25 protein-coding genes are annotated in these 26535 nt (G+C 60.8%); 13 read left to right on the top strand and 12 right to left on the bottom strand.

Features of this window, described 5'->3' with window-relative positions; all coding sequences use genetic code 11:
- The first annotated feature begins 20 nt into the window (after positions 1–20).
- Positions 21–2291 carry a response regulator gene (locus CRO18_RS09605; RefSeq protein ID WP_249276033.1) on the top strand — a complete coding sequence of 757 codons (2271 nt, stop codon included), beginning with the start codon at positions 21–23 and terminating at the stop codon, positions 2289–2291.
- Here the strand turns inward: CRO18_RS09605 and recQ are convergent, their stop codons facing one another.
- Both recQ and CRO18_RS09595 read right to left on the bottom strand, forming a co-directional pair.
- Positions 2292–4358, bottom strand: coding sequence for a DNA helicase RecQ (recQ, locus tag CRO18_RS09600; RefSeq protein ID WP_097081974.1), 2067 nt, complete (start codon positions 4356–4358; stop codon positions 2292–2294). It abuts the gene before it with no gap.
- Positions 4359–4646, bottom strand: a complete 288-nt coding sequence (locus tag CRO18_RS09595; protein WP_076484446.1) for a YggT family protein — start codon at positions 4644–4646, stop codon at positions 4359–4361.
- Positions 4647–4788: 142 nt separating this feature from the next.
- Between CRO18_RS09595 and CRO18_RS09590 the strand changes: the two genes are divergently transcribed.
- From CRO18_RS09590 to dxs, 8 genes are all read left to right on the top strand, one after another.
- Positions 4789–5322: an acyl-CoA thioesterase gene (locus CRO18_RS09590; protein WP_076484447.1), complete on the top strand. Its 534-nt coding sequence runs from the start codon at positions 4789–4791 to the stop codon at positions 5320–5322.
- A gap of 77 nt (positions 5323–5399) precedes the next feature.
- Positions 5400–6743, top strand: a complete 1344-nt coding sequence (locus tag CRO18_RS09585; RefSeq protein ID WP_097082153.1) for an MFS transporter — start codon at positions 5400–5402, stop codon at positions 6741–6743.
- Positions 6744–6754: 11 nt separating this feature from the next.
- Positions 6755–7663: a penicillin-insensitive murein endopeptidase gene (gene mepA / locus CRO18_RS09580; RefSeq protein ID WP_076484448.1), complete on the top strand. Its 909-nt coding sequence runs from the start codon at positions 6755–6757 to the stop codon at positions 7661–7663.
- Positions 7636–8529 carry an esterase-like activity of phytase family protein gene (locus CRO18_RS09575; protein ID WP_076484449.1) on the top strand — a complete coding sequence of 298 codons (894 nt, stop codon included), beginning with the start codon at positions 7636–7638 and terminating at the stop codon, positions 8527–8529. Before mepA ends, CRO18_RS09575 begins: the two co-directional genes overlap by 28 nt.
- Positions 8530–8625: 96 nt before the next feature.
- Positions 8626–9246, top strand: coding sequence for a queuosine precursor transporter (locus CRO18_RS09570; protein WP_076484450.1), 621 nt, complete (start codon positions 8626–8628; stop codon positions 9244–9246).
- A gap of 344 nt (positions 9247–9590) precedes the next feature.
- Positions 9591–9833: an exodeoxyribonuclease VII small subunit gene (locus CRO18_RS09565; protein WP_097081973.1), complete on the top strand. Its 243-nt coding sequence runs from the start codon at positions 9591–9593 to the stop codon at positions 9831–9833.
- The gene (locus CRO18_RS09560; protein ID WP_076484452.1) at positions 9833–10699 is read left to right on the top strand and encodes a polyprenyl synthetase family protein; all 867 of its coding nucleotides are present in this window, start codon (positions 9833–9835) and stop codon (positions 10697–10699) included. Before CRO18_RS09565 ends, CRO18_RS09560 begins: the two co-directional genes overlap by 1 nt.
- 6 nt (positions 10700–10705) lie before the next feature.
- Complete coding sequence (gene dxs / locus CRO18_RS09555; RefSeq protein ID WP_097081972.1) at positions 10706–12616, top strand: 1-deoxy-D-xylulose-5-phosphate synthase; 1911 nt, start codon at positions 10706–10708, stop codon at positions 12614–12616.
- Between the two features lie 183 nt (positions 12617–12799).
- On the opposite strand, the gene CRO18_RS09550 is transcribed toward dxs, so the two are convergent.
- Genes CRO18_RS09550 through mbfA form a run of 4 tightly spaced genes read right to left on the bottom strand, consistent with a single transcriptional unit; the run spans position 12800 to position 16253 of the window.
- Positions 12800–13708, bottom strand: a complete 909-nt coding sequence (locus CRO18_RS09550; protein WP_097081971.1) for an ornithine cyclodeaminase family protein — start codon at positions 13706–13708, stop codon at positions 12800–12802.
- Positions 13705–14322, bottom strand: a complete 618-nt coding sequence (locus CRO18_RS09545) for an HAD family phosphatase (protein WP_097081970.1) — start codon at positions 14320–14322, stop codon at positions 13705–13707. Before CRO18_RS09545 ends, CRO18_RS09550 begins: the two co-directional genes overlap by 4 nt.
- Positions 14319–15236, bottom strand: a complete 918-nt coding sequence (locus CRO18_RS09540) for an AEC family transporter (RefSeq protein WP_097081969.1) — start codon at positions 15234–15236, stop codon at positions 14319–14321. Before CRO18_RS09540 ends, CRO18_RS09545 begins: the two co-directional genes overlap by 4 nt.
- A 39-nt stretch (positions 15237–15275) precedes the next feature.
- Positions 15276–16253 (bottom strand): iron exporter MbfA, encoded by a 978-nt coding sequence (mbfA, locus tag CRO18_RS09535; RefSeq protein ID WP_097081968.1) that lies wholly within the window; start codon positions 16251–16253, stop codon positions 15276–15278.
- A gap of 156 nt (positions 16254–16409) precedes the next feature.
- Between mbfA and CRO18_RS18810 the strand changes: the two genes are divergently transcribed.
- The 3 genes from CRO18_RS18810 (at position 16410) to pncB (ending at position 18602) form a co-directional block, all read left to right on the top strand.
- Positions 16410–16568 (top strand): hypothetical protein, encoded by a 159-nt coding sequence (locus CRO18_RS18810; protein WP_170952620.1) that lies wholly within the window; start codon positions 16410–16412, stop codon positions 16566–16568.
- A 114-nt stretch (positions 16569–16682) separates the two neighbouring features.
- Complete coding sequence (gene pncA, locus CRO18_RS09530) at positions 16683–17291, top strand: bifunctional nicotinamidase/pyrazinamidase (RefSeq protein WP_097081967.1); 609 nt, start codon at positions 16683–16685, stop codon at positions 17289–17291.
- A gap of 3 nt (positions 17292–17294) precedes the next feature.
- Positions 17295–18602 carry a nicotinate phosphoribosyltransferase gene (gene pncB / locus CRO18_RS09525; protein WP_097081966.1) on the top strand — a complete coding sequence of 436 codons (1308 nt, stop codon included), beginning with the start codon at positions 17295–17297 and terminating at the stop codon, positions 18600–18602.
- Here pncB and CRO18_RS09520 read toward each other — a convergent pair.
- From CRO18_RS09520 to CRO18_RS09495, 6 genes are all read right to left on the bottom strand, one after another.
- Positions 18599–20095 carry an inorganic phosphate transporter gene (locus CRO18_RS09520; RefSeq protein ID WP_097081965.1) on the bottom strand — a complete coding sequence of 499 codons (1497 nt, stop codon included), beginning with the start codon at positions 20093–20095 and terminating at the stop codon, positions 18599–18601. The genes pncB and CRO18_RS09520 overlap by 4 nt on opposite strands.
- 86 nt (positions 20096–20181) lie before the next feature.
- Positions 20182–20637: an NUDIX hydrolase gene (locus tag CRO18_RS09515; protein WP_249276032.1), complete on the bottom strand. Its 456-nt coding sequence runs from the start codon at positions 20635–20637 to the stop codon at positions 20182–20184.
- Complete coding sequence (locus CRO18_RS09510) at positions 20637–21611, bottom strand: phosphotransferase enzyme family protein (RefSeq protein ID WP_097081964.1); 975 nt, start codon at positions 21609–21611, stop codon at positions 20637–20639. Before CRO18_RS09510 ends, CRO18_RS09515 begins: the two co-directional genes overlap by 1 nt.
- The gene (locus CRO18_RS09505; RefSeq protein ID WP_097081963.1) at positions 21608–22870 is read right to left on the bottom strand and encodes an aspartate aminotransferase family protein; all 1263 of its coding nucleotides are present in this window, start codon (positions 22868–22870) and stop codon (positions 21608–21610) included. The genes CRO18_RS09510 and CRO18_RS09505 overlap by 4 nt, the downstream gene beginning before the upstream one ends.
- Complete coding sequence (gene arfB, locus CRO18_RS09500; RefSeq protein WP_097081962.1) at positions 22863–23285, bottom strand: alternative ribosome rescue aminoacyl-tRNA hydrolase ArfB; 423 nt, start codon at positions 23283–23285, stop codon at positions 22863–22865. Before arfB ends, CRO18_RS09505 begins: the two co-directional genes overlap by 8 nt.
- Positions 23286–23348: 63 nt before the next feature.
- Positions 23349–25361, bottom strand: a complete 2013-nt coding sequence (locus CRO18_RS09495) for an NADPH-dependent 2,4-dienoyl-CoA reductase (protein ID WP_097081961.1) — start codon at positions 25359–25361, stop codon at positions 23349–23351.
- Between the two features lie 252 nt (positions 25362–25613).
- Here CRO18_RS09495 and CRO18_RS09490 point away from each other — a divergent pair, with 252 nt between their 5' ends.
- Positions 25614–26519, top strand: a complete 906-nt coding sequence (locus CRO18_RS09490; RefSeq protein ID WP_076484466.1) for a LysR family transcriptional regulator — start codon at positions 25614–25616, stop codon at positions 26517–26519.
- Positions 26520–26535: the final 16 nt, after the last annotated feature.

Genomic DNA, 26535 nt, shown 5'->3' with positions numbered 1-26535 from the left:
TTAACTGCAAATTCACCCAAATGGCCGAGTTTTGCCGGAAAGACTTTGAATGGGTGCCGGGCATGGAAGCCGCGTTGTCGGAAAAATTGGCGCAAGAACGTCGCGCGCGGTTGGCTGCAGAACGTCTGCTGGAGCAAAAGAAACGCGAACTTTTTGCCGCTAATCAAAAGCTTGCGCTGCATGCGCGGGCGCTTTCAGATCAGATCGTGAAGCAACGCCACGGGTTGCAAGTGGCCCTTACGGAGGCCGCCTCTCTCAAGGGGGAAAACCACCGTGTGCGCGGTGATCTCGAGCGCGCAGAATCGGTTGCGATGATCGCGCAGCGCCGTCTTTGGGACGCGCTTGAAACGATTCAGGATGGTTTTGCCGTTTATGACAGTGAGTTGCGGCTTGTTGTGGCGAACAAAGCCTATCTGTCTTTCTTTCATGGCGAGATCGCGGTGACGGCAGGTGTCACCTATGATTCCGTGCTCAAGATCGTTGCCAATCATCAGATGATTGATATGGCGGGCCGTGACCCGCTTGATTGGCATCATGACATGATTGCCCGAATCAAACGCGAGCATATCGAGCCGATGGTGCTCAAGACCCGCGAGGGGCAGCATATCAAGATGATTGATCGGTGGAGCGACGACGGTGACCTTGTGTGCCTGTCGCAAAACATCACCCCGATCATTGAGCGTGAGCGCGAATTGGAGGAGGCGCGCAATAAGGCCGAGGCCGCGAACCGCGCGAAATCCGCCTTCTTGGCGAATATGAGCCATGAAATCCGCACGCCGATGAATGGCGTCGTGGGCATGGCCGAATTGCTTTACGAAACCGATCTGAACGAAGAACAGCAGCTTTACGCGGAAACGATCCGCTCTTCGGGCGAAGCACTGCTGACGATCATCAACGACGTTCTGGATTATTCGAAGATCGAGGCGGAACGGCTGCGGCTATACCCCGAACAGTTCGATCTGGAACGCTGCCTGCACGAGATCATGGTGCTGCTTCAACCCTCTGCCAAGGATAAGGGGATCAAGCTTCTGGTCGATTACGACCTGTTCTTGCCCACCCGCTTCATGGCGGACCCGGGGCGGATGCGGCAGATTTTGACCAACCTGATTGGCAATGCGGTGAAGTTCACCGCCTCCGGTCATGTGCTGGCACGTGTCGTGGGCTTTGAGCGTGAAGACGATGCCTATGAACTTCACGTCACCGTGGAAGACACCGGGATCGGCATTTCCGCCGACAACATCGACCATGTCTTTGGTGAGTTCAATCAGGTCGAAAGCACCTCGAACCGCCGGTTTGAGGGCACCGGGCTTGGCCTTGCGATCACCCGACAGTTGGTGCTGCTGATGGGCGGCTCGGTCTGGGTGGATAGCAATCTGGGCGAAGGGTCTTGCTTTGGCTTTATCGTCACCTTGCCGCGTGCCGAACCCGCTGAACCCGTTGACCGACCGACCCCGCCCGTCACGCTGCGCGCGGCGCTGGTGGTGGATGACCTTCTGGTGAACCGGGTCATTTTGGAACGCCAGCTTGAGACCTATGGGCTCGAAGTCACGCTGTGCCGCACCGGGGCAGAGGCGCTCAATGTCATTGATGATGGCGGGCAGTTCGACGTGGTGCTGACCGATCATCACATGCCCGATCTTGACGGGATCGAGCTTTCCAAACGCCTGCGCGCGATGGGGCATGAAACGCCGATTTTGTTGCTCACCTCTGACAATGCCGCGCTGGAGCAGGCAGAGGCGGATTGCAACCTTTTTGGCTGCCTCGAAAAGCCCGTGCTGCGCTCCGATCTGTTCCGGATGCTGCAAAAAATTTCTGTCCGGCCCGAACCGGAGCCGCTGCCCGAACCTGAACCGCCGCCGCCCCCGCCGCCTGCGCCGGTGAAGCGGCAGATGCGGATCTTGGCCGCCGAGGATAACCGCACCAACCAATTGGTGTTCGGCAAGATGGTCAAGGATCTCGATATCGAGCTGCGCTTTGCGGGCAATGGCCGCGAGGCGGTGGAAGAATGGCGCAAATATAAGCCAGACCTGATCTTCATGGATATCTCGATGCCCGAAATGGATGGGCGCGAGGCGACCCGCGCGATCCGGTCTGAGGAATTTGGCACCGGGGCGCATGTGCCGATTTGTGCGCTCACCGCCCATGCGATGGAGGGCGATAGCGACTCGATCTTTGAAGCGGGGCTCGACCATTATCTGACGAAGCCGCTCAAGAAGGCCGCGATCACGGACAGGATCAAGGCGCATCAACCCGAGGAAGCGCGCCCGGTGCTGCCGGAACCGGAAGAGTAATCAGCGCTCTTCCGCGATAATCGCCAAAAACGCCTCGGCGAAGCGGTCCAATTTCGCTTCGCCCAATGCGCCGACCTTTTCCAGTTCCGCGCGGGTGCGGGGTTTCTTTTCGGCAATTCGGCGCAACACATTGGCCGGGCAGGTCAGGAACCGATCATAGCCATCAGACCCGCGGGCGAGGTCGCGCTGGGCGGCCTCTAGCGCATCATAAAGCGTGCCCGCCTCGCGCCCTGCCAATTTGCGTCGGGCCGGATGCACGGGCGCTGCGGCCTCGGCCCCGGCAATCACCTCCAAAAACGCAGCGCCATAGCTTTCAAGCTTTTTCGCGCCCACGCCGCTGATCCGTGCGAATTGGTCGAGCGTTTGTGGCCGGGTTTCGGCCATTTCAATCAAGGTGCGGTCGGGAAAGACCATATAGGCGGGCAGGCCAGCGGCCTCGGCCAAGGCGCGCCGCTTGGCCTTAAGTGCCGAAAGCAGCGGCGCATCTTCATCTGACACCAGCGCCTTGGGCACATGTTTTGCGCGCGCCTTGCGCACCAGATCGCGCCGCAACGTGATGCTTTCTTCACCGCGCAAGATCGGCCGCGCGCGCTCGGTCATCACCAATGCGCCATGCCGTGCGGTATCGGGGCGAATGAGGTCATGCCCCTGCATTTGCCGAAACACCGCCTGCCATTGCGTGCGGCTCAGGTCTTTGCCCACGCCAAAAGTCGGCAGCTTGTCGTGCCCGCGCGCGGTGATCCGGTCATTGGTTTGGCCCAGCAAAATCTCGATCAGATGGCCCGCGCCGTAGCTTTCCTCCGTGCGCAGCGCGGCAGACAGCGCTTTGCGAACGGGTTCGGTGCCGTCAAACAGGTCTGGCGGCGTGTCGCACAGATCACAATTCCCGCACGGCTCGGAGCTTTCGCCGAAATAGGAGAGCAGCCTTTGGCGACGGCAGCCCGTGGCCTCTGCCAGCCCCAAAAGCGCATTCAGCCGCCCGTGATCTGCTGCTTTGCGCTCCGGCGGGGCCATGCCTTCGTCAATTTGCTGGCGCCGAAAGCGGATGTCATCGGCGCCATAGAGCGTAAGCGTTTCGGCTGGCGCGCCATCGCGGCCCGCGCGGCCAATTTCTTGGTAATAGCCTTCGATCGACTTGGGCAGATCGGCATGGGCGACCCAGCGGATATCTGGCTTATCGACTCCCATGCCAAAGGCAACGGTGGCGACCACAATCAACCCGTCTTCGCGCTGAAAGCGGGCCTCGACTGCGCGGCGGTCTTCTGCCTCCATGCCACCATGATAATGGCAGGCGGGGTGCCCCGCCTCTTGCAGCGCCTTCGCCAATTGTTCGGTCTTCGCGCGCGAGGCACAATAAACAATGCCCGATTGCCCACGCCTTGCGGCGGCAAAGTCGAGGATTTGCTTGCGTGGTTGGTCTTTGGGCTCAAAAGCGAGCGAGATATTGGGCCGGTCAAACCCCCGCAGGAACGTGGCCGGGGCCTGCCCATCAAACAGCCGAGTCACAATCTCGGCGCGGGTTTCCTCGTCTGCCGTGGCCGTAAACGCCGCCAAGGGTACATTCAGCGCGCGGCGCAAATCGCCAATGCGCAGATAATCGGGGCGGAAATCATGGCCCCATTGGCTCACGCAATGCGCCTCGTCCACCGCAATCAGCCGGGTCTTGGCGCGGCGCAAAAGGTTTTGCGTGCCAATGCCAGCGAGTCGCTCGGGCGCGATGTAAAGGAGCTTGAGGCGCCCTTCATCAATTGCAGCAAAGACCTCTTCGGTCTCTTCTTCGGTATTGCCAGAGGTGAGCGCGCCCGCCGCAACGCCCGCCTCACGCAGTGAGCGCACCTGATCGCGCATCAACGCAATGAGCGGCGAGATAACGACCGTCAGCCCGTCTAGGCACAGCGCAGGCAGTTGGAAACACAAAGATTTCCCGCCGCCCGTCGGCATGATCGCCAAAGTGTTGCGCCCTGCCAGAACCGCGCGCACGATCTCTTCCTGCCCCGGTCGAAAGGCATGGAATCCGAACACCGAGGCAAGCAATGCCTCGGGCGCACGCTCCGGCTGGTCGGGCATTTAGATGCCCAAAAGCCGCTGGATGAAGATCAGGGCGATGATCACGATCATAGGCGTCAGATCAATGCCCTGCATCGGCGGCAAGATGCGCCGGATCGGGCCGTAAAACGGCTCAAGCGCGCGGGTCAGCAGATCCCACAGCTTGTAAACGAGCGGCTGGCGCATGTTCAGCACGTTGAAGCCAATCAGCCAGCTCATGATCACATGGGCCAAAATGACGAACCACAGGATCTGGAACACCAGCGACAGCGCCACGAGCACGCTATAGGGCAGGAAGGAAGAAAGCATCGGAAACCTCCGCAAAGTTAGCTGACAGGTAAGCGAGCCGCGCCCGTCTTGCAACTGTTGGACGTGGGGCATTTTCCGCAAGGGCATGGTTGACCGGGCTGCTGCGCTGCGGCAAGGGGGATATAGCTGAACGGAGGGGTTCATGTATCCGATCATTCGTATGATGAAGGCGATCATCGGTTCGCGCGGAAAGCGCATGGATATTTTGGACCAGATCACCACCACGCATCGGGCTTGGCCGTGGGATATTGACCCGTGGAAAGACCTCAACAACGGCCGGATCATCACGCTGTTTGATTTGGGCCGGATCGCACTTTCGGAACAAACCGGGCTGACAAAGGCGATGCTGCGCAACCGGTGGGGGATTGTGGTGGCGGGCAATACCACGCGCTACCGCAAGCGCATCACGATGCTGCAGCGGTTTGAAATGCGCACCCGTTGCTTGGGTTGGGACGCGCGCTTTTTCTACATGGAACAGGCGATGTGGCGCGGCGAGGAATGCTGCAACCACATTTTGATCCGCGGCGCGATCACCTCCAAAGCCGGGATCGTGCCGCCGCAACAGGTCGTAGAAGACATGGGGCACAAGGGTATGAGCCCCGAACTGCCCGCTTGGGTGCAGGCTTGGGCTGCCGCCGATCAACAGCGCCCATGGCCGCCCGAAATGCCGCGCTAAATTCCACGGATAAGGTAAATCTTGCGCCACTGGCCGCTTTAGGGCTTTGATCTTGCCATCCGGGACAGGGGGGCATGATGATCACGGACCGCAAGCGCATCTGGGGATGGTGGTTCTTTGACTGGGCGAGCCAGCCCTACAACACACTGCTGATCACCTTCATTTTTGCCCCTTTCATGAAGGTGCTTTTGGGCGATGGCACCACCGCGCAAACGGTGTGGGGCTATGGCGTTGGGGCGGCTGGGTTGATCATCGCGCTGGCCTCGCCCTTCCTTGGCGCGATTGCTGACCGAACCGGGCGACGGCTCCCCTTCGTGTGGCTTTTTTCGCTCATGTATGTGCTGGGCGCGGCGGGGTTGTGGTTTGCCATTCCCGGTGATTTCAGCCTTATCTTGATCATGCTGTCTTTCGCGATTGGCATGATCGGGATGGAATTTGCCACCGCCTTCACCAATGCGATGCTGCCAGACCTCGCGGGGCGCGAAAATATCGGCAAGGTTTCGGGGTCGGGCTGGGCCTTTGGCTATGTGGGCGGGCTTTTGTGCCTGATCATTATGCTTACCTTGCTGCAAGCCAATCCAGAGACGGGCAAGACCCTGATCGGGCTTAAACCTATCCTAGGCCTGGATGTCGCCACGCGTGAAGATACCCGCGTTGTCGGCCCGCTGACCGCGCTTTGGTATGCGGTTTTCATGATCCCGTTTTTCCTATGGGTGCGCGAGCCGCGCCATGCGGGCGCGGTGCCGGTGGCGCAAGCCACCCGCGAAGCCTGGCCAGAGCTGCGTGAGACGCTTTCGCATCTGCCGAAAAAGCCGAGCCTCTTTGCGTATCTCGCGGCATCAATGTTCTATCGCGATGGGCTCAATGGCATCTACACTTTTGGCGGCATCTATGCGGCGGGGGTGCTCAATTGGTCGATCACGCAGATCGGCATTTTTGGCATTTTGACGCTGATCACCGGGTCTTTGTTCGCTTGGCTTGGCGGGCGGGCGGATGATCGCTTCGGCCCGAAAACGGTGATCGTCTTCAACCTTTTGATGCTCACGGCGGTGGTGATTGGCGTGGTGATGATCTCGCGCGACAGCGTCTTTGGTATTGCGGTGCCTGCTGAAAGCAGCTTGCCCGATATCGCCTTTTTCATCTTGGGTGGGTTGATTGGCGCAGGCGGAGGGGCTTTGCAATCGGCCTCCCGCACGATGATGGTGCGCCAGTCCGACCCAGAGAAGATGACCGAATGCTTCGGCCTTTATGCGCTGACCGGCAAGGCCACGGCGTTCATTGCGCCGATCTCAATTGGGGTGGTGACGGGAATGACTGGCAGCCAATCCGCCGGGATCACGCCGATCATCGTGCTTTTCGTTTTGGGGCTGATCCTGCTAGACTTCGTAAAAAGCGCGGGGGACGATACCCGCAACAGTTGAGAGGAGCCCAGATGAGACCCCTACGCCTGTTTGCCGCCCTGACCCTATTGGCGCTGACCATCACCCCGCTGCAAGCCGAGCCTTTGGCACGTACACTTTTTGGCTCTAAATCCATGCCCGCGCAGGGGGCTTCTGAGCCGATTGGCACTTATGCACGGGGCTGCGCGTCGGGGCTGCTGCAATTGCCCGAAACCGGGCCGACGTGGCAAGCGATGCGGTTGAGCCGTAATCGAAACTGGGGCCAGCCAGAGACGATTGCCTTCATTCAAGACCTGTCCGCCTATGCCGCCACTTTGCCCGGTTGGCAGGGGCTTTACGTCGGCGACATCAGCCAGCCGCGTGGTGGGCCAATGACCGGCGGGCATGCGAGCCACCAGATCGGGTTGGATGTTGATATCTGGATGTTGCCGCCCAAATCGCTGCGGTTGAGCCGCGGGCAGCGCGAAAATATCTCGTCCATCTCGATCCGCACCGAAGACCAAACCCGCGTGAACGGCAATTGGACCCCGGCGCATATGGCGCTTTTGAGGGCGGCGGCTTCGGACCCGCGGGTGGATCGCATCTTCGTTGCGGCGGCTGCCAAGATTGCGATGTGCAATCAAGCTACTCGGGCTGATAAAGCTTGGTTGCAGAAGATCCGGCCGTTTTACGGTCATAACGTTCATTTCCATGTTCGGCTCAAATGCCCTCCGGGTTCGCGTTTGTGCGAAACGCAAAAGCCCACCGTTCGGCAGCTTTCAAATGGCGGTGATGGCTGTGACGAAACACTGAATTGGTGGGTGACGGATATGCTCAACCCGCCTAAACCCACGGGCAAGCCCGCGAAACCGGCCAAGCCTCAGCCGGTGAAGAAAAGCGCGAAAACCTATGTGATGTCGGATTTGCCTGCCCAATGCCGCACCGTTCTTGCCGCGCCCTGATCGCGGCCTTCGCCCTTGCCTTGGGCGCTTGCGCGGCAACCGCGCAAGATAAAGCGAGCTTTCTGCAAAGCTATGAATGGACCCGACCTGAAAAGGCCTTTGGGGGCTTTTCGGCGCTCGAATTGGCAGAGGATGGGCGCGGCTTCATTGCCCTTTCCGACCGTGCCACGCTGTGGCGCGGGCAGCTTGCGCGCGATGCGTCAGGGCAAATCGTCGGTGTGCAGACCGCTGGCCCCGTCGTTTTGCATGACAGTCTTGGTCGGGCGTTGCGTGATCATACGGGCGACTCCGAAGGTTTGGCGGTTACCAAAGGTGGCGTGCTTTATATCTCGTTTGAGGGTTTGGCCCGGGTTAGCGTGTTCCCAACGGATGCTGGGCCTGCGGGGCTTTTACCCCGGCCTGAGGCGTTTCGGTTCTTCCCAAGGAACGGCGCGCTAGAGGCCCTAGCTGTCGCAGCGGATGGCACGCTTTATACCCTGCCGGAAGAGGTGCCGGGGAGCGTGGGCGTAACCCCGATCTGGCGGTATCGAAGCGGGCTTTGGAGCCAGCCCTTTGCCATTTCGCGTGATGGAGATTGGAAGCCGGTGGGCGCCGATTTCGGCCCCGATGGTCGTTTCTATCTGTTGGAGCGTGATTTTCGCGGCCTTTTTGGGTTTGCCTCGCGGGTGCGGGTGTTTGACATTACGGGCGACAAAATCTCCGCTGGTGAGGTTCTGTTGCAAAGCGCGGCGGGCCAGTTTGACAATCTCGAGGGGCTGGCGGTCTGGCGTGATGCCAAGGGGGCGATCCGGCTCACGATGATCTCGGATGACAATTTCTTGCCGATCCAGCGCACCGAAATTGTCGAATACAGCGTTAATCGCTGATGTTTTGCTTGACCGATGCCGGGCGCGGGCGTATCCGCGCCCCGTCCGCATGGTGCGGACCATGTCCCCGCTACCATGTAAAAACGGTGATCCAATATGCGCTACCTGCCCGGCATTCTTGCCATGGCCGCCATTGTGGTGGCCTCTAACATCCTCGTGCAGCATCTTTACGGCCAATGGCTGACGCTCGGGGCTTTCACCTATCCCTTCGCCTTTCTGGTCACCGACCTGACGAACCGTCTGCAAGGCGCGCGCGCCGCGCGGCTGGTTGTGGTCTCGGGCTTTGTCGTCGGTGTGATTTGTTCGCTGATTGGCTCGCAAATCATGGGCGAGTTCGGTCCGCTGGTGAGCTTCCGCGTCGCTTTGGCCTCTGGTCTGGCCTTCCTCACGGCGCAACTCACTGATGTGTCGATCTTTAACCGCCTGCGCGCGCGCGGCGGCTGGTGGAAAGCGCCGCTCGCCTCGACTTTGGTTGGCTCGAGCCTCGACACGGTGATCTTCTTCACCATTGCCTTCGCCGCGCAATTGACCTTCCTTGAGCCGGCCAATGATGTGGCTTGGGCTAATGAAATCCTGCCGCTTTTGGGGCTTGGACCCGCGCTGCCGCTCTGGGTGTCGCTCGCGCTGGCCGATTGGTGCGTAAAAATTGCGCTTGCGGTCGTCGCGCTGGTGCCTTTCCGGGCATTTATTTGGCGTGTCACGCCACGGTTAGCGTAATTTTACTTGTCATACACCAAATCTGTGCCACCCTTTCCTTATCGGCAACGCATTGAAAGGAGGTGGTCCAGTGTCTAGAGTGATATTGGAGAGAGGTGTCGGGACAGTTATGGGGGCCGAGGCCTGAGGGCAGACCCAAAGGTTTCATCCATAGCTGGGACGGAGGATCTGATCCAGACCCTAACCGGACCATCTCCGTAGATCTCGGGGGTCGCAGGGAAATCCCGCGACCCTTTCTCTTTGCGACTTATCGACCGAGGGGGCTTTTCAGGCCCCCTTTTTGCTGTCTGGGGCTGGATTCGGGCGCCGCGCCGTGGCACTCCGAGAGGGTCTTGGAGGGGCCGATGGCGGAAATCGAAATTGCAGACATGACGTTTGAGCAGGCGATGGCCGCGCTTGAACAGGTGGTCAATCAGCTAGAACGCGGCGAAGTGGCGCTGGATCAGTCGATCCGGCTCTCGGAACGTGGGGCATTGCTCAAGGAGCGCTGCGCGAAGCTGCTTAAGGAAGCCGAGGAGCGGGTCGAAAAGATCACCCTTGGCGAAGGCGGGGTGCCCAAAGGCACGCAACCGGTGGAAGGTCTGTAATGTTCGATCAACGTCTGAAGGAAGTGCAAGACGCGGTGGAAACCGCGATGCAAGCGACCATTGCCGCGTTTCCGCAAAGCGATCTGCGCGATGCCATGGCCTATGCTGCGCAAGGCGGCAAGCGGCTGCGTGCATTTTTGGTGCTGGAATCGGCCCGCATTCATGGGCTGAGCGATGACCAAGCCATGCCCGCCGCGCTCGCGATTGAGGCATTGCATGCCTATTCGCTCGTCCATGATGACATGCCCTGCATGGATGATGATGACCTGCGTCGCGGCCAGCCCACGGTGCACCGCAAATGGGATGAGGCGACCGCCGTTTTGGTCGGCGATGCGCTGCAAACGATGGCGTTTGAACTTTGTGCCGAACCGGTGCTGGGCGATGCGGAACATCGCATTGCGCTGGTGAAAGCTTTGGCCGAGGGTTCGGGCGCGGCAGGCATGGTCTACGGCCAAGCGCTCGACATTGCCGCGGAAACGGCTGCAGCGCCGCTTTCGCTCGACGACATTATCAAACTGCAAGCGGGCAAAACCGGGGCGTTGATTTCCTTTGCCGCGCAGGCGGGGGCTATTTTGGCGGGGGCCGACCGGGCGCCGCTTGCGGCCTATGCGAAAGCGCTCGGCCTTGCCTTTCAGATCGCGGACGACATCTTGGACGTGGAAGGCAGCGAGGAAGCGGCAGGAAAACGCCTTGGCAAAGATGCCGATGCGGGCAAGGCGACCTTCGTTTCCCACCTTGGCTTGGCGGGCGCAAAAGCGCGCGCGGCTGAATTGGTTGCCGAAGCCGTTGCGGCGCTGGAGCCCTACGGCCCCGCCGCTGAACCCCTGCGCGATGCCGCGCGTTTCGTGATCGCCCGTGATAAGTAAAGACCGATGAGCCAACCGCCAATCACCCCCGTTCTTGATAAGGTCCGCTTGCCGTCGGATCTCAAATCCCTTTCTGATCGTGATCTGCAACGCTTGGCCGATGAGCTGCGGGCCGAGACCATTTCGGCGGTCTCGGAGACCGGGGGCCACCTTGGGGCCGGGCTGGGCGTGGTGGAACTGACGGTTGCCCTGCATGCCGTTTTTGATTGCCCGCGCGACAAGATCATTTGGGATGTGGGGCACCAATGCTACCCGCATAAGATCCTGACCGGGCGGCGCGACCGTATTCGCACCCTGCGCACCAAGGGCGGGCTGTCGGGTTTCACCAAGCGGTCTGAGAGCCCCTATGACGCCTTTGGGGCAGGGCATAGCTCCACCTCCATCTCGGCGGCGACGGGCTTCACCATGGCGCGCGAACTGGGTTCGGAATGCGGCGATGCGATTGCCATCATTGGCGATGGCGCGCTGACGGGGGGGATGGCGTTTGAGGCGCTCAACCACGCGGGCCATTTGGGCAAGCGGATGTTCGTGGTGCTTAACGACAATGAAATGTCGATCGCACCGCCGGTGGGGGCGCTTTCGTCTTACCTGACCCGGCTTTATTCCGAAGCGCCGATGCAAGACCTGAAGGCCGTCGCGAAAGGGGCCGTCAGCCTGCTGCCTGAACCCTTCCAAGAGGGCGCACGCCGGGCCAAGGAAATGCTCAAGGGCATGACGGTGGGGGGCACGCTCTTTGAAGAGCTGAACTTCTCTTATGTTGGGCCGGTTGATGGGCACGACCTTGATACGCTCTTGCATCTGTTCCGCAGCCTCAAGACCCGCGCCACCGGGCCGGTGCTGATCCATGCGGTGACGAAAAAGGGCAAGGGCTATGCGCCCGCCGAAAACCGCCCTGACCGGGGCCATGCCACCGCACGCTTTGACGTGCAAACCGGCACGCAGCACAAATCGCCCTCCAATGCGCCAAACTACACCAAGGTCTTTGCCGAGAGCCTGATCGACGAGGCGTCGCGCGATGAAAAGATCGTCGCCGTGACGGCGGCCATGCCCGAAGGCACGGGGCTCAACCTCTTTGCGGAGCGGTTCCCGCGCCGCTGTTTTGATGTGGGGATTGCTGAACAGCATGGTGTGACCTTCTCGGCCGGTTTGGCGGCGGGCGGTATGAAGCCGTTTTGCGCGATCTATTCGACCTTCTTGCAGCGCGGCTATGACCAGATCGTGCATGATGTGGCGATCCAACGCCTGCCGGTGCGCTTTGCCATCGACCGGGCGGGGCTTGTGGGCGCGGATGGCGCGACCCATGCGGGCAGTTATGACATTGCCTTTATGGCGAACCTGCCCGGCATGGTGGTGATGGCCGCCGCTGATGAGGCTGAGCTTGTGCATATGGTCGCCACGGCCGCGGCGCATGACGAAGGGCCGATTGCCTTCCGGTATCCGCGCGGCGAGGGGATGGGCGTTGATATGCCCGCCCAAGGCGTGCCGCTTGAAATTGGCAAAGGCCGGATCGTGGCCGAAGGTGCGCGGGTGGCGATTTTGTCTTTTGGCACGCGTTTGGCCGAAGTGCTGAAAGCGCGCGAGGCTTTGGCCGCACGCGGCATGGCGCCGACCGTGGCTGATGCGCGCTTTGCCAAGCCGCTTGATACCGATCTAATCTTGCAATTGGTGGCCGAGCATGAGGCGTTGATTTGCATCGAAGAAGGCGCCGTGGGCGGCTTTGGCAGCCATGTCGCACAGTTTCTGAGCGAGCAAGGCGTCTTTGATCAGGGCTACAAGTTCCGCTCGATGGTGCTGCCCGATACGTTCATCGACCATGCCAATCCGGCGGATATGTATGCCTCGGCCAAGATGAACGCCGAGGATATCGAGGCAAAGGTGCTTGAGGTCTTGGGCGTCGCGGTTGCGAAACGCGCCTGATCTGCACACAAAGGGACGCGCCCGAACCTTGGGTGGGCGCGTCGCTCCGCCGGGCATGAGCGCTTTATCGGGTAAGTCCTCCATCGTTTTCGCGATGCGCGACATCCCAATGCGCCCTCCCGGGGGAAGGGTCGGGCGCGGCCCGGGCTGGTCGCCCGGGCGATTGCTCTGTTTGGCTGGCGCTTAACCCTGCACCGCGTCCAAAATGTAGCGCGCGGTCATCAGGTCCAGATGCGCCCCGCCACCATTTTTGCACAGCGTGATTTCCTCGGTGCTTTGGCGCGCGAAGGTGCCGGACCCAAGGTCATAGTAATCGGCGACGATGTCCGCCTCGGCGATCACGCCGCGTGCGATGGGGTCGCGGAATTCGCCGATGTGATGCACCGTTGTCGCGCGGGCATCGCAAAAAATCCGCGCGCGTTTTAGCGCCACATCATCTGCCTCGCGCATATCGGGGCGGAAGGCACCGATCAGGTCAACATGGGTGCCGGGTTGCAGCCAGTCACCGCGCAGCCATGGTTCTTTCGCCATTGTCGTGCCCGCCACAATCTCGGCCTGCCCAAGCGCGGTTTCCAAATCCATCTCCACCGCTGCGCCCATGCGGTCGGCCAAAGCCTCGGCACCGGCTGGTGAGCGGTTCCAGATCGTGAAACGCGCTTCCGGGAAGGCTGTACGATAGGCCGAAATCATTGAGGCTGCGACATTGCCCGCGCCGCAAATCAGGATGTTGCGCGCCTCGGGCCGGGCAAGGCGACGCGCGGCCAACAGGCTGTCGCCCGCCGTTTTCCATTTGGTGACAAGACCAAAATCCAGCACTGCATCCAGCAGCCCGGTTTGATTGTTCATCAGCATCACGCCGCCGTTCACCGTGGCAAGGTCTGGCGCATTGCCCGGCACGATGGTCGCGGCCTTCACCAACATGCCCAGCCCGTCGATCAGGGCAGAGCGGGTCAAGAGCGTGTCTTTGCCACGATAAAGGAAGCTATCGGCCACCTCTGCGCGGGGCAGGGCGTGGCCCGCCGCTAAAGCATCGGTGAGCGCGATCCAGTCCAGTTTTGCTTCGGCCTCGGGGCCGATCATTGCGGGCGTCATGCGGCTTCCTCTGCGCTCAATAACCCCTCGGCCACGAGCCGGTCGGCCCAGCCTTGGGGATGTTCAAAAAGATGGGTTTTCCAACCGCGCGCGGCGGCGGCGTCAATATTTTCGGGCCTGTCATCGGCAAAAAGCAGATTCGGCCCTGCAAGACCTGTTTCTTGCTCCAAGAGCGCGTAAAACCGTGGGTCGGGTTTGATCAGCCGGTGGTGGGCTGAGACAAAGAGCCGATCAAAGCTGCGCAGATAGGGATAGGCATCGCAGGCGATTTCAAAGGTCTCGCGCCCAAAGTTTGAAAGCGCGAAAACCGGCACGCCCTTGGTCTTCAGCGCCGCCAAAAGCCGGGCCGAATGCGGGATGCCGGGGCTTGCCATCGTCAGCCATTCATCATGCCACAGCATGATCGCCTCGGCCCAATCTGGGCGGGCTTTGGCGAGCGCCTCCACCGTTTCCCGGAACGGTGCGCCAAGGTCGATTTGCTCGTTATGCTCATGGATGCCGCTATTGGCAAAAAAAGCCGCCGCGCGCTCGGCCCCGAGGTGGGCTTCATAAAACGGTTCCGGGTTCCATTCGATCAGCACTTTGCCGATGTCGAACACAACAGCTTTGGTCATTGGTGCACCCATGCGATGACGGCGGGAATGGTGAGAATGCTCACGGCAGTAGAAAAGAGGATCGCCGAAGACACGCGCTGCGGGGCAACGCTGAAATGTGCGGCCAGAATATAGACATTGCCCGCCACCGGGAGGGCAGCGGCGGCAATCATCACCCCCGCGGAAAAGGGTTCGACCGGGAAGATCAGCAGCGCCGCAATGGCGACGGCAAGGGGATGCAGGAACAGCTTCGCGGCTGAGAGCCAAATCGCCGGCCCCACCTTTTCGGCACTGCGCCCGGCAAGCGAGGCGCCAATGGCAAACAGCGCGCCGGGCGTGGCGGCTGCGCCTAAAAGTTTGGTGAATTCATCCAGCGGGCCGGGCATCGGCAGATGCAAAAGCGCCCAAGCGAGCCCCGCCACCATCGAAACGATCATCGGGTTCTTCACCAGCCCCAGCGCCAGCGGCGCAAAGGCCACCCGGCCGTGGCGGGCATAGGTGATGATCAGCGTGATCAGGGTTGAAAAGACAATCATATCGGCGGCCAGCACCATCAGCACCGGGCCTGCGGCCTTGGGGCCAAGCAAAACCACCAGCATCGGCACGCCCAAAAAGCCGGTGTTGCCGGTCATCGTGGTATGCGCCTCCATTGCCGCTTCGGCCAAGGGGCGGGTGCGGGCTTTGGCGACAGTAAAGCCGATGATCCACACCAAGAAAGAGCCGGTCAGATAGGCGGCAAAAAAGGCGGGATCGAAAAGTTCCTCAAGCGGCAGCGTGGCGGTAAACCGAAACAGCATTGCCGAAAGCGCGAAGTAAAAGACGAACTTCGTCAGCCATGCCGTCGCCTCTGCCGGGAAAAAGCGCAGTTGCCCTGCGCCCCAGCCCAGCCCGATCAGGCCAAAGAACGGCAATGTCTTGAGGAAGATTTCCCACATGCGCCAGCGCTAGCATGCGCCAAGCGCCAGCACCATCCCCTAGCCTGCGCCGATCAGCGCGCCCGCCGCAAAGACCAAGGCGCCGCCAATCACCACCTGCGTGACGGCGCGCAAGATCGGCGTTTCCATATATTTGTTCTGGATCCAGGCAATCGCCCAAAGCTCGACGAAAACGATGATCATCGCGATGGTGGTCGCGGTCCAGAAATCGGGGATCAAATAGGGCAGGGCGTGGCCCAAACCGCCCACGGTTGTCATGATGCCAGAGGCAAGGCCGCGTTTGAGCGGGGAGCCGCGACCGGAGATCACGCCATCATCATGCGCGGCTTCGGTAAAGCCCATCGAGATGCCTGCACCTACCGCCGCGGCAAGACCGACCAGCAGAGTGGTTTTTGTGTCTTGCGTGGCAAAGGCAGTGGCGAAGATCGGCGCAAGGGTGGAGACTGAGCCATCCATCAACCCCGCCAGCCCCGGCTGCACCCATGTCAGCACAAATTGCCGATGCGCGGCTTGGTCTTCCTCGGACTTGGTATCGTCATCGAGGTTTTCTTCCATCAGCGCTGCGGCATGTTTTTCGTGGCCGAGTTCCGCAGCGGCAAGATCGCCGAGAAGCTCGCGCGTATCGGCATCGGTGGTTTGCTGGGCGGCGCGGGTATAAAAGGCGCCCGCCGTGCGCTCCATATCTTCCGCCTCGGCACGGATCGCTTCAAGCGACAGGTTCGCGGCCAGCCAGACGGGTTTGCGATTGTAAAAGCCCGCCACATGTTCGCGGCGAATGAGGGGAATCACCTGGCCAAAGCGCGCGGCATGACGGTCGATCAGCATCCTGCGGTGGCCGTCTTCCTCCTCCGCCATGCCCTCAAACACCGCTGCCGTGCCCGGATAATCTTCGCGCAGGCGCTCCGCAAAGCTGCGATAGATCCGCGCGTCATCTTCTTCTGAAGAAATCGCAAGCGCGAGAATCTCTTGTTCGGACAGGTCTTTGAAGCGGCGGCGAGAGGCAATTCCGGGGAGCATGGCACCATCCTGTTTAGAATTGTTCTAAAGTAGCGGCATTCCCGGAGCATACAACCGAATAATGTGAACTATCTAGTTCATTTTCACCTTGAAAAAGTGAACCGATGAGTTCATATAGATCATGTGAACCAAGTGGTTCAGAAAAGGAGATCCACGATGAAACGCCTCATTATCGGCCTTGTGGTTGCCACGATGACCGCTTCTGCCGCTGTTGCGGGGGGGTGGAGCTTTGATATGCCGCGGCTCGACTTCCCGGGTTCCGGCTCGCAAGTCACCCAAGGGTGCAACCATCTGACGCAGAAGTGCACGCACTAACCTGCCTATTTGCGCGGCGCCGTGCCCCTGTGGCAACGGCGCCAATGCGCGAAACATTGACCCTGCTGCGCCTGCGGCCTACCCATTGGGTCTGAAAACCGGATGGGGGACAGTATGACCGAGCCGCGCGACGCGTTGATTGTCATCGACATTCAGAATGACTTCTGCCCCGGTGGCGCTTTGGCTGTTGCGGGGGGCGATGAAATTCTGCCGCAGGTCAATGCGATGATGGGCCAATTCCCGGTGCGGGTGCTGACGCAAGATTGGCACCCGGAAAACCATTCCTCTTTTGCTGCCAATCACCAAGGCGCGGAGCCGTTTTCTGAAATTGATATGCCCTACGGCAAGCAGACGCTGTGGCCGGTGCATTGTGTGCAGGGCTCGGAAGGGGCTGACTTTCATCCGGCGCTGGATGTGGAACGGGCCGATCTGATCTTGCGCAAAGGCTTTCGCGCGCCGATCGACAGCTATTCCGCCTTCTTCGAAAACGACCATGAAACGCAAACCGGGCTCGCGGGCTATCTGCGCGACCGGGGCGTGACGCGGCTGACCTTTGTAGGCTTGGCGCTCGATTATTGCGTGGCGTGGTCGGCAATGGATGCGGCGAAGCTTGGCTTTGAGGTGCGCGTTTTGGAAAGCGCCTGCCGCGCGATTGATTTGAACGGTTCGCTGGATGCGGCGCGTGCAGCGATGCTGGCCGCTGGCGTGACCTTGGAAGCGTAAGACATGGTCGATATCGCCACCCGCGTTTACAATCACCGCTGGCAGATTGACCCGATTGTACGGTCTTTGCTGGATACCGACTTTTACAAGCTGCTGATGTGCCAGTCGGTCTATCGCAACAACCGCGATACGCAGGTGACGTTTTCGCTGATCAACCGCACCAAATCGATCCGGCTAGCGGATTTGATTGATGAGGGCGAGCTGCGCGAGCAGTTGGACTATGCGCGCGGGCTGCGGCTTAGCCGGGGCGAAAGCACTTGGCTGCGCGGCAATACCTTTTACGGCAAGCGGCAGATGTTCCGCTCTGACTTCATGGAATGGTTCGAGACCTTCCAATTGCCGCCCTATCATCTGGAAAAGCGCGACGGCCAATACGAACTCACCTTTGAGGGCAATTGGCCCGAGGTGATGATGTGGGAAATTCCGGCGCTGGCGATCTTGATGGAACTGCGTTCGCGCGCCGTTTTGCGCGAGATGAAGCGGTTTGAACTGCAAGTGCTTTATGCGCGCGGCATGACCCGCGTGTGGGAAAAGATCGAGCGGCTCAAGCGCATCGACGGGCTCAAGATCGCCGATTTCGGCACCCGTCGGCGGCATGGGTTTTTGTGGCAAGATTGGTGCGTGCAGGCGATGGTCGAGGGCTTGGGCGAAGCCTCTCAAGGCGGGGCGTTCACCGGCACCTCGAATTGTCTGATTGCGATGCGGCGCGACCTAGAGGCGGTGGGCACCAACGCCCATGAATTGCCGATGGTGATGGCGGCTTTGGCCGATAGCGATGCCGAGTTGCGCGATGCGCCCTATAAGGTGCTTGAAAACTGGCATGAAGAGCATGATGGCAATCTGCGCATCATCTTGCCCGACACCTATGGCACGAAGGGGTTCTTGGAGCGCGCCCCCGATTGGCTGGCGGCGTGGACGGGCATTCGGATCGATTCTGGCAACCCGTTTGAAAGCGCGGAAACGGCGATCAACTGGTGGACGGCGCGTGGCGAAGACCCCACGCAAAAGCTGGTGATTTTTTCTGACGGGCTTGATGTTGCGCAGATCGAAGAATTACACGCGCGGTTCAAAGGCCGGGTGAAGGTCAGCTTCGGCTGGGGCACGCTGTTGACGAATGATTTCCGCGACCTTGTGCCCGGCGATGCTTTGGGGCCGTTTAGCCTTGTGTGCAAAGCGGTGGCGGCGAATGGCCGGCCCACGGTCAAACTATCCGATAACCCAGAAAAAGCCACTGGTCCGGCGGGCGAGATTTCGCGCTACCGCCGGGTGTTTGAGGTGGGCGCGCAAGAGCGCATGGACGTGCTGGTTTAACCGGCCAGCGCGTTCAGCATCAGGAACAACAGCCCAGACAAAAGCGCCGAGGCAGGCACCGTAATCACCCAAGCCGCGGCGACGGTGGTCATATGCGCACGGCGCACGAGCAAACGGCGCGAGCGTTCCTCGGGCGGGACCGGTTTCCCCTTTTGCAGGCCAAGCATCCGTGTGCGGCGTTCCGAGTGCCACTCGCGGTAAAAGCCCACACCAAAGACGCCACCAACGGCGATATGGGTGGACGATACCGGCAGGCCCAGCCAAGAGGCGACAATCACCGTGATGGCGGCTGAAAGCGCCACACAAAAGGCGCGCATCGCGTTCAGCTTGGTGATCTCGGACCCCACAAGCTGGATCAGGCGCGGCCCAAACAGCATCAGCCCGACCGAGATCCCAAGCGCCCCCACAACCATCACCCAAAGCGGCACGGTAACGTTGTCGGCCAATTCGCCCGCTTCAACCGCATGCACAATTGCGGCCAGCGGCCCCACAGCATTGGCGACATCATTCGCACCATGCGCAAAGGAGAGAAGCGCTGCCGAAACCACAAGCGGCAGCGTGAAGAGCTTCTTGAGCGACTTTTTGCGGTTTTCCATATCGCGCGATTGGCGGCGCACCAGCGGCACCGCAAGCGCCCATGCCGCAAGGCCGAGCACAAGGCCGATCATCACCGCGCTAAACGGCTCGACATGGATGATGCGTTTCAGCCCCTTGATCGCCAGATAGGTCGCGAAGGCGCCCGTCATAATACCAATAAGGCCCGGCACCCAGCGGCGCGCGGCGGCGATTTTGTCTTCAACATAAATCACCTTGGCCTTGATCAGCGCCAAGAAGGCGGCTGCAATCAGCCCACCCATCACCGGTGAAATGACCCAGCTGGCCGCGATCTTGCCAATGGCCCCCCAATTCACGGCGGCAAAGCCCGCTGCGGCAATCCCGGCGCCGACAACACCGCCAACGATGGAGTGGGTGGTGGAAACCGGTGCCCCCATCCATGTTGCGAGGTGCAACCAAAGCGCCGATGCCAAAAGCGCCGACATCATCGCCCAAACGAAATGCGCGGCATCGGGCACCGCATCGGGGGCCAAAATCCCGGTCGAGACGGTTTTGACCACATCGCCGCCCGCCAGAAGCGCGCCCGAGGTTTCAAAGATCGCGGCGATCAGCAACGCGCCGCCAAGCGTCAGCGCATTGGCCCCCACCGCCGGACCCATGTTGTTGGCCACATCGTTCGCGCCGATGTTAAGCGCCATATAGGCGCCAATCGCCGCCGCCCCGATCACGATCCACGCGCCCGGCTGTGCACCCATCAAAACGCCCGCCGCCAGTGCCGCAAGCACGATGAAGGCGATCGACAGCCCCGGCGCCACAAGCGGCTTGGCAACAAACTGCGCGGCTTCCTCGATCCGACCGATCCGCTTGAGATCTTTGTCGAGGGTTTTCCACTGATTGATGGGAGGTGTGGTCACGGTTGCGGTCCCCGAACGACCCATCTGGCCGCGCGTTACCGGGCCGTCAGGATTCTGTTACATTCGGGCCGGGGGCCTAAACTGTTTGCGCCTTTAATTCAACGCCGCATTCACGAGAGCGTGCGCAAAAGCAGCTTCAAATCTTTTTCCTGAACCCGTTTGGCCGCCGCTTTTGGGGTAACCCATTTCCGTTTGCGCCGCCCGGCTTCGGGATATTTGTCTTCAAGCTCTTCAACATCAACAATAAAGCAAAGCACTTGGCAGCGCTGATCGAGGCCGGTCTTGCGCACCTTGGTGTAGACATAATTGCCGACGGGTTCGTGCTTGACGGTGCCCTTCACGCCCGCTTCTTCCCAAGCCTCACGCAGCGCCGCCTCGGCCAAGGTCTTGCCGCGCATCGGCCAGCCCTTCGGGACGATCCAGCGCCCAGTATCCAGCGAGGATACCAACAGCACCTCAACATCTTTCGTAGTCTCGGCATCGGGCCTGCGCAGGCAGAGCGCCGCGACTTGCAAAGCGTCTGGCTTCTTGCCCATGAGGGTGCCAAGAAAGTGCGGCATCTCCATCATGCGACTCCTTTCCAAGGAGCCGCATCCTTGAGCAGCAGCCGGGCAAGTTCAACCGCGCGGCGAGCATAGCTGCGTTGCCGCTTTGGGTCTTGGGCGGCGCGGGTGACCACCCAGCCCGCAGAGCTAAATGCCCTAAGTGAAAGGAAAAGTGGCAGCAGTTCGAGCTGGTCATCGGGCAATGCGCGGTTTTTGCGGTATCCCGCGACAAGTCGTCGCGCATGCTCCCCAAGAAGCGGATCTCCCCAGCTTTGGATCAAAACCGTCGCCAAGTCATAAAGCCGCCAGCCCGGCCCGCAGTCGTCAAAATCAATGAGCCTAAGCTTGCCTGCCTCGACCATCACATTCGAGCGCAGCACGTCAGCATGGATCGGGCCAAAATCGGTGGCGCGGGGCAGCATCAGCGCCGCCTTCTCGCGGGCCTGTTGAAGAAGGGTAGATTCCTCCGCGCTTAGCGTTGGGTTCTCCCAAAACGGCCCGAGCCGGGGCACGGGGCCCAAAAGCGCGTCTTGATCCCAGGCCGCACGGGGGAAGGGCGAGGGGCAAGCACCCGCATCGGCGGCATTATGCAGATGCGCCAAAAGTGCGCCCAAATCCTCGGCCCGTTCCAAAACGGCGGAGCCTTCAAGTTTTTCATCTGCCGCACCGAGGGGCTTGCCCGAAATCCAGCGCAGGCAAGAGGCCGTCATCCCCTGCACCTGTGCGATCCATGCTCCGCTGGCGGCGGGCAGCGGCTCCACCACGGCCACGCCCGCATCTGCAAGCTTTGCGCACCACGCCAGTTCACAGGCAATTGCCGCCGGGTCTTGGTAGCCGGGGCGGTGTAGCCGCAAAGCGAGCTTCGCACCCGAGCCATGCACGGTGGCAAAGACGATATTTTCAGACCGCCAAACCATTTGCAGCGGCGCGCTTTGGCACAGCCAAGCGCGCTGCGCGGCCCCGGCCAGTTCATAGGCTTTGGCGTCATCCATCATGCGGGCATCTCTTGCAGTATATCTTTGAGGGTTGTTGCCAGCATCTGCGCATTTTCACGCGAAAACGGCAGCGGCGGGCGCATTTTCAAAATGTGCTGGGCGCGTCCAACGCGGCCCAAAAGGATGCCTCTATCCTTCGCGGCTTCCACGACGCGGCCACAAAAGGCGCCATCGGGCAGGCCATTGCGTGCAAATTCAATCGCGAAGAAAAGGCCCAAGCCGCGCACATCGGCAATCAACGGGTGACGCAACTCTTGCAAAAGCCCCAGCGCGTAGGCGCCAACGGCTTCGGCGTTTTCCACCAGACCTTCGTCTTCGATCACATCTAAAACCGCATTGGCGGCGGCACAAGAAACGGGGTTGCCCGCGAAGGTGTTGAAATAGCCAAAGGCATTGCGGAAGGCCGCCATCACATCGGGCCGGGCCACGACGGCTGCCACCGGATGGCCATTGCCCATCGGCTTGCCCAAGGTCACAAGATCGGGCGCAAAGCCCAAAAGCTCATGCCCCCACCAATGGCTGCCCAAACGGCCGAAACCGGGCTGGACCTCATCACACAAAATCAACCCGCCCGCGCGTTTCACAACGTCGACCGTGGTATCCAGAAACCCCGGTGCGAGCCCCGGCATCCCTTCATTCGCAAAGATCGGGCAGAGCATCAGCCCGGCAAAGCCGTGGCCTGCTTGCTCTAGCTCTTCAATCGCCTGCGCCACATTCGCGGCAAAAGCCTTTGCCTGCGCCTCTGGGCTGCCGCCCAAGGGCGCAAGGCTATCAGGCGCGGGCACACGGCGGATATGGGGCGGGTAGCCGCCAATCGGTGGGCGGCGGGTGGACAGATGCGCCACCGCCGTTGTGTTGCCGTGATAGGTGTTGTCGGTGGCAATCAAACCCGTCTTTCCCGTCACGGCCTGCGCCATGCGCAAAGCCACGTCATTCGCTTCCGACCCGGTGCAGGTCATCAGCATTTGGCTGAGCCCGTGGCCAAACTTGGCCACCAACCGCTCGCCGTAATCAAGAATGCCTTCATGCAGATAGCGGCTGTGCGTGTTCAGTTGCGCGGCTTGGCGCGCGATCGCCTCAACCACGCGCGGATGACAATGCCCCAAATGTGCAACATTGTTATAACAATCGAGGTAGCGCCGCCCCTTGGCATCACAAAGCCAAACACCTTCGCCGCGCACAATGTGCACGGGGTCATCATAGAAGGTGGGCACATTCGGGCCCAGAAGCGCTTCACGCCGCGCGATTAGATCAGTCATCTTCGCCCACTTTCCCGCGCAGGGATTTAACCTCGCCGCGGATGGATTTGGCCGCCAAGCGGCGGCGCTGGCTGCCCTTGGTGGGCTTGGTCGCGATGCGGCGCTTTGGGGCCACCAGCGCGGCCCGGATCATCTCGGCCAGCCGCTCGCGGGCCAGTTCGCGGTTGCGCGTTTGCGAGCGGGTCTCTTCTGCCCGAATGACAATCGCCCCATCCAAGGTCCATTTGCGCCCGGCAATGCGCTTGAGCCGTGCTTTGACCGCAGTTGTTAAATGCGGGCTGCGCTCTGCCTCAAAGCGCAGTTCCACCGCTGTCGACACCTTGTTGACGTTTTGCCCGCCGGGCCCTTGGGCGCGGGTGAAGCTTTCTGAAAGCTCCCAATCGGCAAGTGCCAAATTATCGTTGATCCAAAGCATGCGCAGACCCTAGCGGGCGCGGCAGAAAACGAAAGCGCTTTCGGCAGGAAATTTGCTGTGATCTCAGAGCATCGCGCCAAGTCGGGTGCCTTGGTCGATGGCGCGCTTGGCATCCAACTCGCCCGCGACATCGGCCCCGCCAATCACATGCGCCGCGATCCCTTGCGCCTTGAGGCTATCGGCCAAGCTGCGCTGGCTTTCTTGGCCCGCGCAAAGCACCACCGTTTCGGCTGCGATCAAGGTAGGGTTTTCACGCGCTTCCCCAAAGGTGATGTGCAGACCTTCGGGTGTGATACGCTCGTAATTCACCCCGCCCAACATCTTCACCCCTTTCGCGTTCAGCGCGGCGCGGTGAATCCAGCCCGTGGTTTTGCCCAAGCGGCGACCGGGCTTTTCGGGCTTGCGCTGCAAAAGCGTCACCTGCCGCGTGGGCGGACTTGGCGCGGGTTTGGCAAGGCCGCCGGGGGTTTGCGCCGGATCGCCCACGCCCCATTCGCGCGCCCAGTCTTCGGGGTGGAGGGTTGGACTTTCGCTCACGGTCAGGAATTCGGCAACGTCAAAGCCAATACCGCCCGCACCCACCACTGCAACGCGCGGCCCAGCTTCGGCGCGCCCGCTCAATAGATCAGCGTAGCTCACGGCTAATGCTTCGCCTTCAATGCCGGGGCTGCGGGGGGCAACGCCCGTGGCAATCACCACCTCGTCAAACTCGCCCAAATTGCGCACTGTCGCCTCGGTGCTGAGCCGCAGGCTCACGCCCGTTTTTTTCAGCATGGTGGCGAACCAGTCGGTGAGGCCGTGAAACTCCTCTTTGCCGGGAATGGTGCGGGCGAGGCAAAGCTGCCCGCCGATCTCGGCACCTTTTTCAAAAAGTTTCACCGCATGGCCCCGCTCGGCCAAGGTGATCGCGCAGGCCATGCCCGCTGGCCCCGCGCCCACCACGGCGATGCGTTTGGGGCTTTCCGCCGGTTCCAGAACCAGTTCGGTTTCATGCGCGGCGCGCGGGTTCACAAGACAGGTGGAGATTTTGCCGGAGAAAGTATGATCAAGGCAGGCTTGGTTGCAGCCGATACAGGGAGCGATTTCCGCCGCGCGGCCGGTAGCGGCCTTGGCCACAAAATCGGGGTCCGCCAAGAAGGGGCGCGCAAGGCTGACCATATCCGCCTGCCCCTCGGCCAAGATGCCCTCGGCCACCTCGGGCGTGTTGATCCTATTGGAGGTGATGACGGGGATTCCCACCTCGGGCCGCAATCGCCCCGTTAGCCATGCAAAGGCCGCGCGCGGGACAGAGGTGGCAATCGTCGGCACGCGCGCCTCATGCCAGCCGATCCCGGTGTTGAGCATCGTGGCGCCCGCCCCCTCAATCGCTTTGGCCAGCGTCACCACCTCGTCCCAAGTGGAGCCGTCGGGAATGAGATCGATCAGAGAGATACGAAAGATCACGATGAAATCTTGGCCCACCGCCGCGCGGACGCGTCTCATCACCTCTACGGGCAGGCGCATTCGGTTTTCATAAGACCCGCCCCAGTCATCGGTGCGGCGGTTCACATGGCGCACAAGGAATTGGTTGAGGAAATACCCCTCTGACCCCATTACCTCGACCCCGTCATAGCCCGCCTCGCGGGCGCGCGCCGCGGCGGTGGCGATGTCAGTGATTTGCTTTTCAATCCCCGCTGCATCCAGTTCTTTTGGCGGAAAGGGCGAGATGGGGGATTTGACCGCGCTGGCCGAGACGCATTCTGGCCCATAGGCATAGCGCCCGGCATGCAAGATTTGCATCGCGATCCGCCCGCCCGCGTCATGCACCCGGTCTGTGACCATCCTGTGATTGGCCATGTCTTCAGGCGTGAACAGCCCCGCCGCGCCGGGAAAGACCCCGCCTTCGCGGTTTGGCGCCATGCCGCCCGTCACCATAAGCCCAACGCCGCCGCGCGCGCGGGTGGCATAAAATTCGGCCACCCGGTTCCAATCTCCGGTTTCTTCAAGGTTCGTATGCATCGAGCCCATCAGCACACGGTTGGGCAACACCACATGCCCCAAATCAAGCGGGCTTAGCAGATGCGGATACTGGCTCATGATGTCCTCCCTTTGGGCCAGATTAGCCAGATGGCCTGCGCTGTCACGCCCAACGCCGCGTCATGGCGGGTAAGTTGCGGAAATGAGAGGCGGATCGGGCAAAGCTAACCTTAGGTTTACCAAGGCAACAATCGTTTCCATGCCTTAACCGAACCCCGCAATTTCCCCGGTATTGTCCTTGGTGTGTCCCATTTGCGCCCGATTTGAGGGTGAAAGCTTTTGAGAACAGGAAACATTGCCGATGGATAACCGATGGACCGCCTGACCGAAATGGAAGCCTTTGCCACCGTTGTGGATCAGGGTGGCTTTACTGATGCTGCGAAGAAAATGGGTATCTCGAAATCTGCGGTGTCAAAGCATGTTTCCGCGCTGGAGGCGCGGCTTGGCGCGCGGCTTTTGAACCGTACCACGCGGCGCGTGTCGCCCACCGAGATTGGCCTCGCCTATTATGACCGCGCCCGACGTGTGCTCAATGATGCGGGGGAGGCCGATGCGCTTGTAACCTCCATGCAGGTCGCGCCCTCGGGGCTGTTACGGATTTCGGTGGCAACCGATTTTGGGGTCAACTTGCTTTCGCCCGTGCTTGGGGATTTCTTACAAGAATATCCCGAGATCACCGTGAATATGGTGCTCAACAACCGCTATGTGGAGCTGATTTCCGAAGGCTTTGATATGGCGATCCGGGTTGGTGAGTTGGAAGACAGCACGCTTCGCGCCCGAAAGCTGACGGAAACCGCCAAGCGGATGATCGCGGCCCCCGGCTATTTTGAGAAATACGGTCGCCCGACAAAGATCGACGATCTGAACGAACACAAGCTTTTGCATTATTCGAACCAGTCGAATGGCAATGTTTGGAAGATCACCGCGCCTTCGGGCGAGCGGCGGCAGGTGCGTTCTGCCGGCTGGCTGACGGTGAACGATGGTCAATCGCTGCTGCATGCCGCGATTGCGGGGCTGGGCATCGCCTATCTGCCCTCGTTCCTTTACGCCGAGGCGATGCAGCAAGGTCTGGTGGAAGAGGCCATGCCCGATCTGCCAATGGAAACGCTTGGCATCTATGCGGTTTACCCGCCGGGGCGGTTCACGCAGCCCAAAGTGCGCGCCTTCATTGATTTTCTGGCGCAGACCTTCAACGACAAAGGTCCTGACAACTGGTGAGTTTTCGCGGCGCCTC

The sequence above is a fragment of the Rhodobacter sp. JA431 genome, assembly GCF_900217725.1.
Taxonomy (GTDB): Bacteria; Pseudomonadota; Alphaproteobacteria; order Rhodobacterales; family Rhodobacteraceae; genus Rhodobacter; species Rhodobacter aestuarii.
The sequence above is the reverse complement of the archived record's forward strand: the minus strand, read 5'-3'. Positions and strand labels throughout refer to the sequence as shown.

What these genes read in the sequence shown, in the direction of transcription:
- CRO18_RS09565 (WP_097081973.1), top strand. Translation starts at nt 9,591, where the DNA reads ATGGCGGAAATCGAAATTGCAGACATGACGTTTGAGCAGGCGATGGCC.
- CRO18_RS09505 (WP_097081963.1), bottom strand. Translation starts at nt 22,870, where the DNA reads ATGACTGATCTAATCGCGCGGCGTGAAGCGCTTCTGGGCCCGAATGTG.
- CRO18_RS09585 (WP_097082153.1), top strand. Translation starts at nt 5,400, where the DNA reads ATGATCACGGACCGCAAGCGCATCTGGGGATGGTGGTTCTTTGACTGG.
- CRO18_RS09540 (WP_097081969.1), bottom strand. Translation starts at nt 15,236, where the DNA reads ATGTGGGAAATCTTCCTCAAGACATTGCCGTTCTTTGGCCTGATCGGG.
- mepA (WP_076484448.1), top strand. Translation starts at nt 6,755, where the DNA reads ATGAGACCCCTACGCCTGTTTGCCGCCCTGACCCTATTGGCGCTGACC.
- CRO18_RS09545 (WP_097081970.1), bottom strand. Translation starts at nt 14,322, where the DNA reads ATGACCAAAGCTGTTGTGTTCGACATCGGCAAAGTGCTGATCGAATGG.
- pncB (WP_097081966.1), top strand. Translation starts at nt 17,295, where the DNA reads ATGGTCGATATCGCCACCCGCGTTTACAATCACCGCTGGCAGATTGAC.
- CRO18_RS09550 (WP_097081971.1), bottom strand. Translation starts at nt 13,708, where the DNA reads ATGACGCCCGCAATGATCGGCCCCGAGGCCGAAGCAAAACTGGACTGG.
- recQ (WP_097081974.1), bottom strand. Translation starts at nt 4,358, where the DNA reads ATGCCCGACCAGCCGGAGCGTGCGCCCGAGGCATTGCTTGCCTCGGTG.
- CRO18_RS09515 (WP_249276032.1), bottom strand. Translation starts at nt 20,637, where the DNA reads ATGGAGATGCCGCACTTTCTTGGCACCCTCATGGGCAAGAAGCCAGAC.
- CRO18_RS09520 (WP_097081965.1), bottom strand. Translation starts at nt 20,095, where the DNA reads ATGGGTCGTTCGGGGACCGCAACCGTGACCACACCTCCCATCAATCAG.
- dxs (WP_097081972.1), top strand. Translation starts at nt 10,706, where the DNA reads ATGAGCCAACCGCCAATCACCCCCGTTCTTGATAAGGTCCGCTTGCCG.
- CRO18_RS18810 (WP_170952620.1), top strand. Translation starts at nt 16,410, where the DNA reads ATGAAACGCCTCATTATCGGCCTTGTGGTTGCCACGATGACCGCTTCT.
- CRO18_RS09510 (WP_097081964.1), bottom strand. Translation starts at nt 21,611, where the DNA reads ATGATGGATGACGCCAAAGCCTATGAACTGGCCGGGGCCGCGCAGCGC.
- CRO18_RS09590 (WP_076484447.1), top strand. Translation starts at nt 4,789, where the DNA reads ATGTATCCGATCATTCGTATGATGAAGGCGATCATCGGTTCGCGCGGA.
- CRO18_RS09595 (WP_076484446.1), bottom strand. Translation starts at nt 4,646, where the DNA reads ATGCTTTCTTCCTTCCTGCCCTATAGCGTGCTCGTGGCGCTGTCGCTG.
- pncA (WP_097081967.1), top strand. Translation starts at nt 16,683, where the DNA reads ATGACCGAGCCGCGCGACGCGTTGATTGTCATCGACATTCAGAATGAC.
- CRO18_RS09560 (WP_076484452.1), top strand. Translation starts at nt 9,833, where the DNA reads ATGTTCGATCAACGTCTGAAGGAAGTGCAAGACGCGGTGGAAACCGCG.
- CRO18_RS09605 (WP_249276033.1), top strand. Translation starts at nt 21, where the DNA reads ATGGCCGAGTTTTGCCGGAAAGACTTTGAATGGGTGCCGGGCATGGAA.
- CRO18_RS09490 (WP_076484466.1), top strand. Translation starts at nt 25,614, where the DNA reads ATGGACCGCCTGACCGAAATGGAAGCCTTTGCCACCGTTGTGGATCAG.
- CRO18_RS09495 (WP_097081961.1), bottom strand. Translation starts at nt 25,361, where the DNA reads ATGAGCCAGTATCCGCATCTGCTAAGCCCGCTTGATTTGGGGCATGTG.
- arfB (WP_097081962.1), bottom strand. Translation starts at nt 23,285, where the DNA reads ATGCTTTGGATCAACGATAATTTGGCACTTGCCGATTGGGAGCTTTCA.
- CRO18_RS09570 (WP_076484450.1), top strand. Translation starts at nt 8,626, where the DNA reads ATGCGCTACCTGCCCGGCATTCTTGCCATGGCCGCCATTGTGGTGGCC.
- mbfA (WP_097081968.1), bottom strand. Translation starts at nt 16,253, where the DNA reads ATGCTCCCCGGAATTGCCTCTCGCCGCCGCTTCAAAGACCTGTCCGAA.
- CRO18_RS09575 (WP_076484449.1), top strand. Translation starts at nt 7,636, where the DNA reads ATGCCGCACCGTTCTTGCCGCGCCCTGATCGCGGCCTTCGCCCTTGCC.